Genomic DNA, 12,979 nt, shown 5'->3' with positions numbered 1-12,979 from the left:
TCGGATCCCGCAGCTCTGCATTCCTCTGCGCCGTCCACCGGACGCATCCTCGTCGTCGACAACTACGACAGCTTCGTCTACAACCTGGTGCAGTATCTGGGCCAGCTCGGTGTCACCGCAGAGGTCTGGCGCAACGACGACGCCCGCCTCACCGACGACGCGGGGCGCTTCACCACCGAATCGCTGACCGCCGCGGTCGCCGGATTCGACGGTGTGCTGCTCAGCCCCGGTCCGGGGACCCCGCAGCGTGCCGGCGCCACCATGCCGCTGGTCGACGTCGCGGCCTCCACCGGTCTGCCGCTGCTCGGCGTCTGTCTGGGACATCAGGCCATCGGCGCGGCCTTCGGCGGGACCGTCGACCGCGCCCCCGAACTCCTGCACGGCAAGACCTCCCTGGTCCACCACGATCAGGTCGGTGTGCTGCGCGGACTGCCGGATCCCTTCACCGCGACCCGCTACCACTCGCTGACGGTGCTCCCCGAGACCATGCCCGACGAACTGGTCGTCACCGGTCGCACCGAGTCGGGCATCGTGATGGGCCTGGCGCACCGCGACCTGCCGATCCACGGCGTGCAGTTCCACCCGGAGAGTGTGCTCACCCAGGGCGGACACCGCATGCTCGCCAACTGGCTGGCCGTGTGCGGGATCGAGATCGGCGAGTCGCGGGTCGCCGCGCTGGAGGCGGAGATGGCCGACGCCGTCGGCGCCGCCGGGGCGATCGGCGGCTAGACCCCCGGCTCGGGCCGGGGACCGGCCACGACCGGCGGTCCCGCCCCGGCCCCACGTCGTGGGGTCCGGACGGGCCGACGCCGGTCAGCCCGGCAGCAGGCTGGCCCGGCCGATCGTGATGGACACCGAGTCGGTCTTGCGGACCTTGGATCCTGCCGCCGGTTCCTGCGAGAGCACCTTGCCGTCGTCGGGGCTGCCCAGCGGCACCCCGCGGGTGGTCTGGGTGAGGGTCCCGTTGTTCCAGCCCGCCCGCTGCAGTGCGGTCCGCGCCTGATCCGGGGTCTGTCCGTTCAGGTTCGGCATCGCGAACAGGTTGCCGCGGGAGATGGTCAGCTGCACCGTGGAGCCCTGCTTGACCTTGCTGCCGGCGACCGGTGACGAACTGACCACCTGCCCGGCGGGGAGATCGGAGTCTCCGGGCACCACCACGATCTTGAGCCCGAGTTGATCGAGCTGGGTGCGGGCATCGGACTCGAACTCGCCGACGAGGTTCGGGATGCTCACTTCCTTGGGGCCGGTACTGATCCGCAGCACCACCGCGTCGCGGACCGGTGCGTCCGAGCCGACCGCCGGGTTGGTGTCGACCACCGACCCCTCGTCGACGTCGATCGAATCGACCTTGACCACCTGGATCTGGTTGAAGCCGGCCTCCTTGAGCAGCGTGGTGGCCTGGGCCTGGGTCTTGCCCCGCACATCCGGGAGGCGGTGACGTTCGCGGCCGCTGGAGATGAACAGGTTGACCGTGGACCCCTCGGCGGTCGGCACGTTCTCACCGGGTGCGGAGCGGGTGGCCTTGCCGGCCGGGACCGTCTCGCTGCTCTCGTCGAGCTGTTTGACCTCGAACCCGGCCTTCTCCAGTGCGGTCCGGGCGTCGGCCGCGGACAGACCGGCGACGGCCGGAACCGCCACGTTGTGCGCCGACGAGTTCGCCGACCACGGCGCCCACCACACGAGCAGACCGATCAGCAGCAGCGCCACCGCCGCCAGCGACCCGGCGATCAGCAGCGGCGACCGCCGCCGCAACGGCAGACCGTCGTCGGCATCGCCGTCCATCGCGGGCTGACGGCCCGAGTCGGTGCGCAGCGCGCGTCGCGGCCCGGAGTCGAGCAGCGCCGACCGGTCCTCGTCGCTCATCAGCAGCGGCGCCGACGGCTTGCCGCCGGCGAGCACCTTGATCAGGTCGGATCGGAGTTCGGCCGCCGACTGGTAGCGGTTCTCCTTGTTCTTGCTCATCGCCTTCATGACGATGGAGTCCAGTTCCGGGGGGATCTCCGGGCGGATCGCCGACGGCCACGGCGGGTCCTCGTGGACGTGCTGGTGGGCGACGGCGACCGGGGAGTCGCCGGTGAACGGCGGTTCGCCGGTGAGCAGCTCGAACAGCACACAGCCCATCGAGTAGATGTCGCTGCGCGGATCGACCTTGATGCCGCGCGCCTGCTCCGGCGACAGGTACTGCGCGGTGCCCATCACCGCACTGGTCTGGGTCATCGTCGACGACGAGTCGTTCATCGCGCGGGCGATGCCGAAGTCCATCACCTTGACCGCACCCGAGGTGTCGATCATGACGTTGGCCGGTTTCATGTCGCGGTGCACGATGCCGTTGCGGTGTGAGAAGTCCATCGCCGCGGCCACGTCGGCCATCCACGTCATCGCCTGTCGCGGGGCCACCGGGCCGTTGCGGCGCAGCACGTCGCGCAGGGTCTCGCCGTCGACGTACTCCATCACGATGAACGGCAGCGGACCGTCCTCGGTCTCGGCCTCGCCGGTGTCGAAGACCTGCACGATGGTCGGGTGGTTGAGCTTCGCCGCGTTCTGCGCCTCACGCCGGAACCGCAGGTAGAACGACGGATCGCGGGCCAGGTCGGCGCGCAGCACCTTGACCGCGACGTCGCGGTTGAGCAGCACGTCACGGGCGTAGTGCACCTCGGACATGCCACCGAAACCGAGTGTCTCACCCAGTTCGTAGCGATCGGAGAGGCGATGCGGGGTCGACATCATTCCGCTTTCATTCCGCCGGGAAGCAGATCGGCGGACAGAACTGCCCGGTCACCGTCGGGGCACCCGTGTCGTCACCGCTGCCACCGGTGGTGGTCTGGGTGGGAGCCTCGGTGGTGGTCTGGGTGGTCCGGGTCGTGGTGGTGGTCTCCTCGTCCGAGGTGGTCGTGGTGGGACGCTGACGGGTCGTCTCGGTGGTCTCGGTGGTCGGTTCGGCCGTCGTGGTCTCGGTGGTGGTCTCGGTGACCGTCGACGACGCCGGCGCCGGCGTGGGCGACGAGCCGTCCGCCTGGGCCAGGTAGTAGCCGATCAACGCGATCGCACCCACCAGCAGCGCCGCCGCGACGCCGGCGAGCACCTTCTGGCCGGTGGTCCAGCCGCTGTCGGCGACGGCGGCCGTGCCGTGTGACGGCGTGGACGGGCGGGCCGCGGCCGATGCCTCGGTGGGCAGTCCCACATCGGTCATGGCGCGGGTGCCGGTCGGGCGTGCGGCGACAGCGGCTGCTGCCGCGGCAGCACCGGCTGCGGCGGCGGTCCCCGGGCGGGGCGGCCGATGACCGGCCCGAACGGCGGCGACGGCGTCGGCGAACGCGCCGCCGTTGGGATAACGCTGTTTGGGGTCCTTCGACATCGTGATGTCGATGAGTTCGCGCACGTTGGCCGGCACGGTGTCCGGCAGCGGCGGCGGGGTCTCGCGGATGTGCTTCATCGCGACGGTGATCGCACCGTCGCCGAGGAAGGGGCGGCGACCCACGAGGGCCTCGTAGCCCACCACACCCAGCGAGTACACGTCCGACGCCGCGGTCGCGTCGTCGCCGGTGGCCTGCTCGGGCGAGATGTACTGGGCGGTGCCCATCACCATGCCGGTCTGGGTGACCGGGGCGGCGTCGACCGCCTTGGCGATGCCGAAGTCGGTGATCTTGACCTGCCCGGTGGGCGTGATCAGGATGTTGCCCGGCTTGACGTCGCGGTGCACCAGTCCCTGACTGTGTGCGGCCTGCAGCGCCCGGCCGGTCTGCTCGAGCATGTCGAGGGTGTTGGTCACCGACAGCCGGCCCAGCCGCGAGATCACCGAGTTCAGCGGCTCACCGTCGACGAGCTCCATCACCAGATACGCCAGGGTGCCGCCGCCACGGTCCGGGGTCTCGCCGTAGTCGAAGACGTTCGCGATGCCGGGATTGTTCAGCATGGCCGTGGTCTGCGCCTCGGTGCGGAACCGCGCGGTGAACTCCGGGTCGTCGGAGTACTCGGCCTTGAGTACCTTGACCGCCACCCGACGATTCAGCCGGGTGTCCAGTGCTTCCCACACCTGTCCCATACCGCCGGTGGCGATCAGCCGCATCAGCCGATAGCGGTCGGCGATGATGGTGCCGTTCTGCAGCGTCATCGTCCACCTCCTACATAAGCATTGATCACCGCGCGCCCGATCGGACCGGCGGTTCTCGCACCGACCGACGCCACGCCATCCTGTCCGTTCTCGACGACGACCGCCACTGCGATCTTCGCGTCGGTCGACGGACCGAATGCGATGTACCACGTGTACGGCGTGGTCACCGTGCGGTCGCCGTGCTCGGCGGTTCCGGTCTTCGAGGCTATCGGTACCGAGCCTGCGCCCGTGTTCGAGTAGTTCTCGGACCCGACCATCATCGAGGTCAGGCTAGCCGCCTGCTCCGACGTGATCGGCGAGTTCACCGTCGTCGGGGGCGTCGTGTACAGCGTTCGCAGGTCGGCCGACTGCAACTTGTCCACCAGATACGGCTGCATCCGCACCCCGGCGTTGGCGACGGTCGCCGCGACCATCGCGTTCTGCAGGGCGGTCATCGCCACGTCCTTCTGTCCGATCGCCGACAACGCCAGCGATGCGCGGTCCGGGATGGGTCCGACGGTGGACACGACCACCGGCATCGGGATGTTGGGGGCCGCGGTGTCCAGCCCGAACAGCCGGGCGGTCTGCTTGAGCTTGGCGGTGCCGTCATCCATCTTGTTGAGCACCAGGTCGGCGAAGGCGGTGTTGCACGAGTACTTGATCGCATCGGCGAGCGTCACCGTTCCACCGCCGGGACAGGTCTCGTCGCCGTAGTTGGGCAGGCTAGCGGTGCTGTCGGGCAGCCGGAAGTCGGCCGACCCGGTCAGGCGGGTGTCGGCGGTCTTGCCGTCGCGCAGGGCCGCGGCCGCGGTGACCACCTTGAACGTCGACCCGGGTGGGTAGACCTCTTCGATCGCACGGTTCTGCAGGCGCTTGTCGGGGCCGGTGTCGACCGCCCACGCGGCCTCCCGCACGTTCTGGTCGTGGCTGGCCAGCAGGTTGGGGTCGTAGCTCGGCGTCGACACCATCGCCAGGATCTTGCCGGTGGCCGGGTCCATCGCCACCACCGCACCACGGCAGGGACCGTCACACGGCCCGTTGACCATCGCCTCGTAGGCGGTGACCTGCAGCTTGGGGTCGATCGTGGTCACCACGTTGCCGCCGCGTGGGTCGCGGCCGGAGAACATGTCCATGAACCGCTGCCCGAACAGCCGGTCGTCGTTGCCGGTCAGGATCGAGTTCTCGTACTGTTCGAGGCCCACCGAGCCGTACTGGATCGAGTAGTAGCCGGTGACCGGGGCGAAGGCGCGCGGTTCCACCGGGTAGGTGCGCAGGTATTTGTAGCGGCTGTCGGTGGGCTGCGATGCCGCGATCACCTCGTTGCCGGCGATGATCGAACCCCGCTGCCGCGAGTACTCGTCGAGCAGCACGCGGTCGTTGCGCGGGTCGTAGCGCAGCGAGTTCGCCTTGAAGACCTGAACGTAGGTGGCGTTGGCCAGCAGGATCACGATCAACACGATCACCGCCACCGACACCCGTCGGATGGGTTTGTTCACGGGCGCTTCACCGCCCGGGTCTCCAGCGATTCCACCGGCTTGGGCGTCGGCCGACGCTTGGTCGGGTCGGGCTCACGGGCCGCGTTGGAGATCCGGATCAGCAATGCCACCAGCACATAGTTGGCCAGCAGCGACGACCCGCCGTACGACATGAACGGGGTGGTCAGACCGGTCAGCGGGATCAGTTTGGTGACACCGCCGACGACGACGAAGATCTGCACCGCGATGGTGAAGGCGAGCCCGGTCGCGAGGAGCTTGCCGAAGCTGTCACGGACGGCGACTCCGGTGCGCAGACCACGCATGATGAAGATCAGGTAGAGCATCAGGACGGCGGCCAGGCCCACCAGGCCGAGTTCCTCGCCGATGGTGGCGATGATGAAGTCGGTGTTGGCGAAGGGCACCGCGTTGGGGCGCCCGGAGCCCAGTCCGGTCCCGAACAGTCCGCCGGTGGCCAGCCCGAACAGGCTCTGGCCCACCTGGTAGCCGGTCGAGTAGAAGTCGGCGAACGGGTCGCGCCACACCGCCACACGCACCTGCAGGTGGCTGAACAGGTTGTAGGCGACCACCGCGCCCACCGCGAACATGCTCAGCCCCAGCACCAGCCAGCTGACCCGCTCGGTGGCCACATAGACCATGGTCAGGACGGTGGTGAAGATCAGCAGCGAGGTACCCAGGTCGGACTCGAAGGCGAGTACGCCGATCGCGAGGATCCAGGCGACCAGCAGCGGACCGAGGTCGCGGGCGCGCGGGAAATCGATGCCCAGGAACTGTTTGCCCGCGGTGGTGAACAGGTCACGCTTGGACACCAGGAACGCCGCGGCGAAGATGATGATCAGGATCTTGGAGAACTCGCCGGGCTGGATGTTGAACAGCGGGGTGCGGATCCAGATCTTGGAGCCGTTGATCTCCGACAGCGACGACGGCAGGATCGCCGGGATCGCCAGGAAGATCAGACCACCCAGGCCCAGCGTGTAGGCGTACCGAGACAGCGCCCGGTGATCGCGGATGACGATCAGGATCACCGCGAACACGGCCATGCCCAGATACGCCCACAGCAGCTGCTGGTCGGCGTTGTTGGTGCGTTCGCTGGGGTTGATGGTCTCGCCGGTGTTGCCCGAGCCCAGGTCGAGGCGGTGGATGAGCACCAGGCCGAGCCCGTTGAGCAGTGCGACGATCGGCAGGAACACCGGGTCGGCGTGCGGGGCGTAGCGGCGCACCACGAAGTGTCCGATGCCGAACAGCACGACGTAGCCGGCGACGTACTTGAGGATGTCCCACGAGAGGGTCTCACCTTGGGCGCTCTGCACGATGAGCAGCGCGATGGTGACCACACCGATGGCGAACACCAGCAACGCCAGTTCGATGTTGCGTCCGGTGTGCTCGGGTCGGCTGGGCGGGGCGTGGGTGGGGGAGGCGGTCTGGGTCATCTACGGCGTCCGACAGCCGTCCTGCCCGGTGGGGGCCGGGGTGGACTGGGGGATCGACGCTGACGTGGGCGCCGACGGGGCACCCGACGAGGGCGTGGCCGACGACGGTCCGGTCACCGGGATGACCTCGCCCTGCTGGTCGGATGCCGGGACCACCTCGTTGGTCGGCGGTTCGGCGCCCGGGGCGGGGGTGGGTGCCGGTGTGGGCGCGGTCGGGCTGGGCAGGGACTGGTCGGGGGTGGTCTCCGGGCACAGCGGCAGCAACCGCAGACCACCGGCGGCCACCCGGATCTCGTCGAGCGGTTTGCCGGAGATGCTGTGCGATTCGACGGTGTTGCGCGACAGGGTCACCAGATCGCTGAGCGGCAGCTCGTCGCACGCCTCGGTGCTGTCCATCGGGCGGAACTCGATGGACGCGTCCGGGGAGGTGGGGTTGAGGATGCACCCCTTCTGCGTGGGGTTGCTGACCTGCAGGAACAGGATGGTGTCGGGGGAGCCCTGGAAGATCAGGACGTTCCCGTCCTGTTCGCCGACGTAGTAGGTGCGGTGCAGGATGCCGCGGATCACGAAGAATCCGCCCACGATCGCCGCGATCACCACCACGGCGATCGCCGCGGCCACCCAGCGTCCCCGATGTCGGGTGGGGGTGGGTTCGTCGTCGGGCAGGATCGTCGGCCGTTGCGGTTCGGCCAGCTTCGGACGCAGGGCGGCAGCCCGGCCGGCCGCGGTCTTCGGATCCGGGGTGTAGGCGTCCTCACCGGTTCCGGCGGCACCGCCGACGATGGGTCGCGACTCGCCGTAGTCGGTGTCGACGACGTCGGCGAGCACCACGGTCACGTTGTCGGGGCCGCCGCCGCGGAGTGCCAGCTCGATCAGCCGGTCGGCGCATTCCTTGTAGTCGGTGATCGACCCGAGCGTCTCGGCCAGCGTTTCCTCGCTGACCACGTCCGAGAGTCCGTCGCTGCACAGCAGATAGCGGTCGCCGGGGCGCGCCTCACGCATCGTGAGGGTGGGTTCGACGGCCTGGCCGGTCAGCGCCCGCATGATCAGTGACCGCTGCGGATGCGTGTGCGCCTGTTCGGCGGTGATGCGCCCTTCGTCGACGAGGGTCTGCACGAAGGTGTCGTCGCGGGTGATCTGGTTGAGTTGTCCGTCTCGGTAGAGGTAGCCGCGGGAATCGCCGATGTGGCACAGCCCGATCCGGCTGCCGGCGAACAGGATCGCGGTGAGCGTGGTGCCCATGCCGTCGAGTTCGGGGGCCTGCTCCACCTGATGGGCGATCGCCTGGTTGCCGGTCTGGGTGGCGCGGTCGAGCGCCGACAGCAGATCGCCCGACGGGTCGTCGTCGTCGAGGGAACGCATCGCCTCGATCACCAGCCGGCTGGCGACCTCACCGGCGGCGTGGCCGCCCATGCCGTCGGCCAGGGCGAGCAGCCGGGGACCGGCATATGCGGAGTCCTCGTTGTTGGCTCGGACCAGGCCTTGGTCGCTTCGCGCGATATAGCGCAACACCAAGGTCACGGGCGCAACTCGATCACGGTCTTGCCGATCCGGATCGGCGTGTTGAGCGGGACCTTCACGGCGGTGGTCACCTTGTCGCGGTCCAGATAGGTGCCGTTGGTCGAGCCCAGATCCTCGACGTACCAGTCATCTCCCCGGCTCGACAGTCGTGCGTGCCGTTCGGATGCGTAGTCGTCGGTCAGCACCAGTGTCGAGTCGTCGGCCCGGCCGATCAGCACTGGCTGCGCACCGAGCGTGATGCGCGTGTTGGCCAGAGCGCCGTGGGTGACGACGAGGAATCGCGCCGACCCGCGTGTGGACTGCCGGCCTCGACCGGATTCACCGGTGCGAAAGCGTGTCAGGCGTGATCCCGATGCGGTGACGATGTCGGCGCGCACGGTGCGGATCACGGCATAGACGAACAGCCAGAGCAGCAGCAGGAATCCCAGTCGGGTCAGCTGCAGCACCAACCCCTGCATGTCGAATCCACCTCCAGCGCGGTCTCGTGGTCGTCGAGTCGTCGGCTCCGCCTCGGCGGTCCCGGGGCGAACGGACCCGACTGCGATCTTATGGGGTGAATCGCGGACACCCGTCATTCAGAGGTGTCAGTTCCGTCTCGACGTTGGACCGACGGCGGTCTGTCCGGCCCGCCGCCGGGGGTGTTGTCGCGGTTCTATTGGAACCGGACGGTGATGTCGGAGTGTCCGACGCGGATGCGGTCACCGTCGGCGAGTTCCCAGCTGTTCACCTGCACATCGTTGACGGTGGTGCCGTTGGTGGAGTTCAGGTCGGTGAGCATCGCGGTGCTGCCGTCCCAGCGGATCTCCAGGTGCCGGCGGGAGACGCCGGTGTCGGGGAGACGGAACTGGGCGTCCTGCCCACGCCCGACGACGTTGGAGCCCTCGCGCAGCTGGAAGGTGCGGTTGCTGCCGTCCTCGAGCATCAGGACGATCGCGCTCGGCGCATAGCCGGCGGCGGGACGTCCGTAGCCCTGGTCGTAGCCGTAGCCGCCCTGCTGGCCGTAGCCGGGCTGCTGTGCGTAGCCCTGGTCGTAGCCGCCCTGCTGGCCGTAGCCGGGCTGCTGTGCATAACCCTGCTCGTAGCCCTGCTGTCCGTAGCCCTGCTGTCCGTAGCCCGGCTGCTGTCCGTAGCCGCCCTGGTCCTGGCCGTAGCCCTGCTGGTAGTCGTAACCGCCCTGGCCGTAGCCACCCTGCTCGTAGCCCTGCTGGCCGTAGCCGGGCTGCTGTGGGTAGCCCTGCTCGTAGCCCTGCTGGCCGTAACCCGGCTGCTGCTCGTAGCCCTGCTGTCCGTACCCGGCCTGGTCGTAGCCGCCCGGCTGGCTGCTGTAACCCGGCTGCTGTCCGTAGGCGGCCTGGTCCTGGGCGGGTTGCGCGTAGCCCTGTTGGTAGTCGTAGCCCTGCTGGCCATAGCCACCCTGGTCGTACGCCGGCTCCGCGCCCCTGCGCTGGTCGTATCCGGGGTTCTGGGTCATTTCTGGGGCTCCTACTTCTCGGGCCGCGCCGTCGGGACGCGGTTGTGCCTGTGGTCGTGCCTGCCCGCGGGGTTCTGGCCGCGGCTCGGCGTCCGGGTTGACCGCGCCACGAGCACGAAACATACCTGTGTGTAAGGACGCAGACTGGTCGAACTCGACGACCACCTGGCCGTACGTCTGCCACCCGTTGTCGTGGATGAAGTTCTCCAGGTGCTTGGAGAACCGCTTGCGGTTCAGCTCGTACTCGGCCGCGATGTGCGCGTGGTCGGTCGGGCTGAACAGCAACGTGTAGCTGTTTGCGGCCAGGATTGTACCGTCGCCGAGGTTCTCGAGGGACTCCTCGGCTTCACGCTGGAGACCGTTCTCGATCTCCTGCGGTGCCACCTCGCCGCCGAACACCCTCGCGAAACCGTCGTCGACGGCGCCTTCGAGCTTGCGCTCGATCCTCTGCAAGATCCCCACCACCGACCTCCCTTCGCGGCATTCTGGCGTGTCGCCGTGCATATGGCCTCTGATGATGATACCGATACTCGCGGTTACGGGTGTCATCGAGTAACTGCAGTACCCACCGTCTCACCGGCATCACGATGTCGGAAACACGGAAGTCCTCCTTTGATGGTGGACGAACACCGGCCGCGCGTCCACCTTCTGATCGACACGATGCTTCGATCGGATGGTGTTCGACCTCGTCGCGGGGCCCCGACGTGCCGATTTGTGGTTCGACAGGGTCTGCGTGCTATCGTCGTCCAGTCGCTGATCGAAGCCGTCGATCACGAAAGTCACGGGCGAGTGGCGGAATGGCAGACGCGCTGGCTTCAGGTGCCAGTGTCCTTCGGGACGTGGGGGTTCAAGTCCCCCTTCGCCCACCACCGAGCAGTTCAGCTCAAAACGCTGACAAAGGTCAGGTTGCAGAAATGCGGCCTGACCTTTTCTCTTCGAGGGCAGCTCATCTATCGGCCGAGCCCGGTGTCTTGGAGACGCGGTGAACGGTGGAGAGTTCGTCGTCCAGATTCTGACCCGGATCGTCGTTTGATGAACTCGACGACGAGGAAGAGTCACCCATCGACACTTCCGACTGTCGACGGTGCGGACTCGAACGGGGAGAGTCCCCTGTGAACAATCGCTGTGCGGGCGATGACTGTGCTGATGTGTGCGGACTCGTGGCGACGGCACGGCGGGTCAATGTCATGTCCCTGACGGTCAAGTCTCGTTGCCGCCAATCTGACGGATTATGTCGGCCCCCATAGCATGGAGTGCCATGGAGGTAACACTGTCGACTGCGGGCATCCCTGACAGGGACCGTGACGAGTACTGGCGGCAGATCATCTGTCGGACGTTTGTCGAGTTGGAAGTCGACCACCAGCGGGGTCCTGCGTTCTGCGGGGCGGTGCGGACCAGGTCCTACGGTGATCTGCGCGCGACCCGAATCAGTTGCGATCCGATGATCGCCACGCGCAGCCGACGCTGCATATCCGACAGCGTCGATGATCGGTACCTCCTGGCTCTGCAGCTGCGAGGTCGTACGGTCGGCATCCAGGATGGCCGAGAGGTGGAACTCCGGCCCGGTGACTTCACCATCTTCGACACCGCGCGTAGCTACTCGGTGGACTTTCAGGGAGGCGGGTTCGACCACCTGGTCTTTCATATCCCGAGGTCGGCGCTGGCCGCCCGCGGCACGCTGGCCCCTGACGCCACTGCGCGTCGCGTCGATGGATCATCCCGGGGGATAGGGTGGGTGGTGTCGGGTTTTCTCGCCAACCTTGAGCGGGTCGGCGAGAACATCTCCGACCTTGAACGCGAGCAGCTGGGCGAGGCGGGTATCGATCTGTTGTCCTCTACTCTGCGGTGGGTCTCCCGGCCAGCTGATTGCCACCCCGTCGGCGCCCAGCCGTCGTCGACGAGTATCAAACAGTACGTGCGTACCCGACTCGACGATCCGGCGCTCGACCCTGGCAGCGTCGCTGCGGCCTTTGCGATTTCTGTACGACACGTGCATCGGCTGTTCTCTGATGAGGCGGAGAGCTTCTCGTCGTGGGTACGCAACGAACGGCTGACCCGATGCTTCGACAGGCTAGGTGATCCAGGGTATCGAGATGTCGGCATCCATGACATCCGTGAGCGCTATGGCTTCACCGACGCGGCCGTCTTCAGTCGAGCATTCAAAAGACGATACGGCATAACGCCCTCGGCACGTCGCGAACAGATTAGTGATCCGCCCTGATCGGTGGCCCGTCGCCTGTCACGCGTCGGCCGAGCACATCCACTCATGCTGTCAGCGGTCACCTAACTCCCCACGTTGATTGGGTTGTCCGTCACGCAGTTCCCCACCCTGGGGTGTCCCTCGGGATGGACGAGTCGGTGACCGTGGCGACCATTGCGCAACGGCTACGAGACGACCACGGTAGACGTGTGACAACCTCAAGACCGGAGTCGAGCGCCCGATCTCTACGACCCCACGATCAACCGGGCCTACGCCCGGTTCGCGGCGTTCTACGACGTCGTGATCGACCCGGCACGCGCCCGCAAGCCCAAGGACAAACCCCGGATTGAACGACCCGTGCCTACATCCGGGACTCGTTCTCCGCGGGGCCGCACCTTCACGTCGGTGCCGCAAATGCAAGACGCCGCAGTGGTGTGGTGCACCGAGGTGTACGGGTTCGTTCACATCGTGGAATCGATGGTATGCCTCCCATGGAGCTGTTCACCCAGATCGAACAGTCAACCCTGAAACCGTTGCCGCCACGACGATGTGAGCATGCTGTCTATCACGTCGGGAAGGTCGCTGCGGACTGTCACGTCACAGCGGGCATCGCTCTGTACTCGGTGCCGTGGCGGTTGATCGGGCAGCGCGTCACCGTCCGCATTGCCGGTGACGTCGTGCAAGTCTTCGACGGCGACGAGGTGGCAGCTACCCACGTCCTGCACATGACGGGCCGGTCGACGAACTTCGAGACCACCCACCCCACGAGGTCGC

At 67.5% G+C, this 12,979-nt stretch carries 9 protein-coding genes and 1 tRNA gene; 3 read left to right on the top strand and 7 right to left on the bottom strand.

Going from position 1 to position 12,979, the window contains the following annotated elements; genetic code table 11:
- Positions 1–15 precede the first annotated feature (15 nt).
- Complete coding sequence (locus Q9K23_RS12650; RefSeq protein ID WP_053777643.1) at positions 16–729, top strand: aminodeoxychorismate/anthranilate synthase component II; 714 nt, start codon at positions 16–18, stop codon at positions 727–729.
- A gap of 84 nt (positions 730–813) precedes the next feature.
- Here the strand turns inward: Q9K23_RS12650 and pknB are convergent, their stop codons facing one another.
- From pknB to Q9K23_RS12615, 7 genes are all read right to left on the bottom strand, one after another.
- Positions 814–2,724, bottom strand: a complete 1,911-nt coding sequence (gene pknB / locus Q9K23_RS12645) for a Stk1 family PASTA domain-containing Ser/Thr kinase (protein WP_053777642.1) — start codon at positions 2,722–2,724, stop codon at positions 814–816.
- A gap of 10 nt (positions 2,725–2,734) precedes the next feature.
- Positions 2,735–4,111: a protein kinase gene (locus tag Q9K23_RS12640; RefSeq protein ID WP_305950140.1), complete on the bottom strand. Its 1,377-nt coding sequence runs from the start codon at positions 4,109–4,111 to the stop codon at positions 2,735–2,737.
- Positions 4,108–5,586, bottom strand: a complete 1,479-nt coding sequence (locus Q9K23_RS12635) for a penicillin-binding protein 2 (protein WP_020792171.1) — start codon at positions 5,584–5,586, stop codon at positions 4,108–4,110. The genes Q9K23_RS12640 and Q9K23_RS12635 overlap by 4 nt, the downstream gene beginning before the upstream one ends.
- Positions 5,583–7,013: an FtsW/RodA/SpoVE family cell cycle protein gene (locus Q9K23_RS12630; RefSeq protein WP_053777632.1), complete on the bottom strand. Its 1,431-nt coding sequence runs from the start codon at positions 7,011–7,013 to the stop codon at positions 5,583–5,585. Before Q9K23_RS12630 ends, Q9K23_RS12635 begins: the two co-directional genes overlap by 4 nt.
- Complete coding sequence (locus Q9K23_RS12625; protein ID WP_053777631.1) at positions 7,014–8,534, bottom strand: PP2C family serine/threonine-protein phosphatase; 1,521 nt, start codon at positions 8,532–8,534, stop codon at positions 7,014–7,016.
- The gene (locus Q9K23_RS12620; RefSeq protein WP_020793043.1) at positions 8,531–8,992 is read right to left on the bottom strand and encodes an FHA domain-containing protein; all 462 of its coding nucleotides are present in this window, start codon (positions 8,990–8,992) and stop codon (positions 8,531–8,533) included. Before Q9K23_RS12620 ends, Q9K23_RS12625 begins: the two co-directional genes overlap by 4 nt.
- 194 nt (positions 8,993–9,186) lie before the next feature.
- Positions 9,187–10,467 (bottom strand): FhaA domain-containing protein, encoded by a 1,281-nt coding sequence (locus tag Q9K23_RS12615; RefSeq protein WP_305950139.1) that lies wholly within the window; start codon positions 10,465–10,467, stop codon positions 9,187–9,189.
- A 321-nt stretch (positions 10,468–10,788) separates the two neighbouring features.
- On the opposite strand from Q9K23_RS12615, the gene Q9K23_RS12610 reads away from it, so the two are divergent.
- Together Q9K23_RS12610 and Q9K23_RS12605 are read left to right on the top strand one after the other, a co-directional pair.
- Positions 10,789–10,874, top strand: a tRNA-Leu gene (locus Q9K23_RS12610).
- Between the two features lie 389 nt (positions 10,875–11,263).
- A complete protein-coding gene (locus Q9K23_RS12605) occupies positions 11,264–12,226 on the top strand; it encodes a helix-turn-helix domain-containing protein (protein ID WP_053777630.1) in 963 nt (320 codons plus the stop codon).
- The last annotated feature ends 753 nt before the right edge of the window (positions 12,227–12,979 follow it).

Origin of the sequence: Gordonia sp. NB41Y, assembly GCF_030718915.1 — a bacterium.
Classification (GTDB): Bacteria; Actinomycetota; Actinomycetes; order Mycobacteriales; family Mycobacteriaceae; genus Gordonia; species Gordonia desulfuricans.
Note: the sequence above shows the minus strand (reverse complement) of the source record. Positions and strands in the feature narration are given on the sequence as shown.

Bases quoted from the DNA above. Each gene is read 5' to 3' on its own strand.
- Q9K23_RS12640 (WP_305950140.1), bottom strand. From the start codon at position 4,111: ATGACGCTGCAGAACGGCACCATCATCGCCGACCGCTATCGGCTGATG.
- pknB (WP_053777642.1), bottom strand. From the start codon at position 2,724: ATGTCGACCCCGCATCGCCTCTCCGATCGCTACGAACTGGGTGAGACA.
- Q9K23_RS12620 (WP_020793043.1), bottom strand. From the start codon at position 8,992: ATGCAGGGGTTGGTGCTGCAGCTGACCCGACTGGGATTCCTGCTGCTG.
- Q9K23_RS12605 (WP_053777630.1), top strand. From the start codon at position 11,264: ATGGAGGTAACACTGTCGACTGCGGGCATCCCTGACAGGGACCGTGAC.
- Q9K23_RS12630 (WP_053777632.1), bottom strand. From the start codon at position 7,013: ATGACCCAGACCGCCTCCCCCACCCACGCCCCGCCCAGCCGACCCGAG.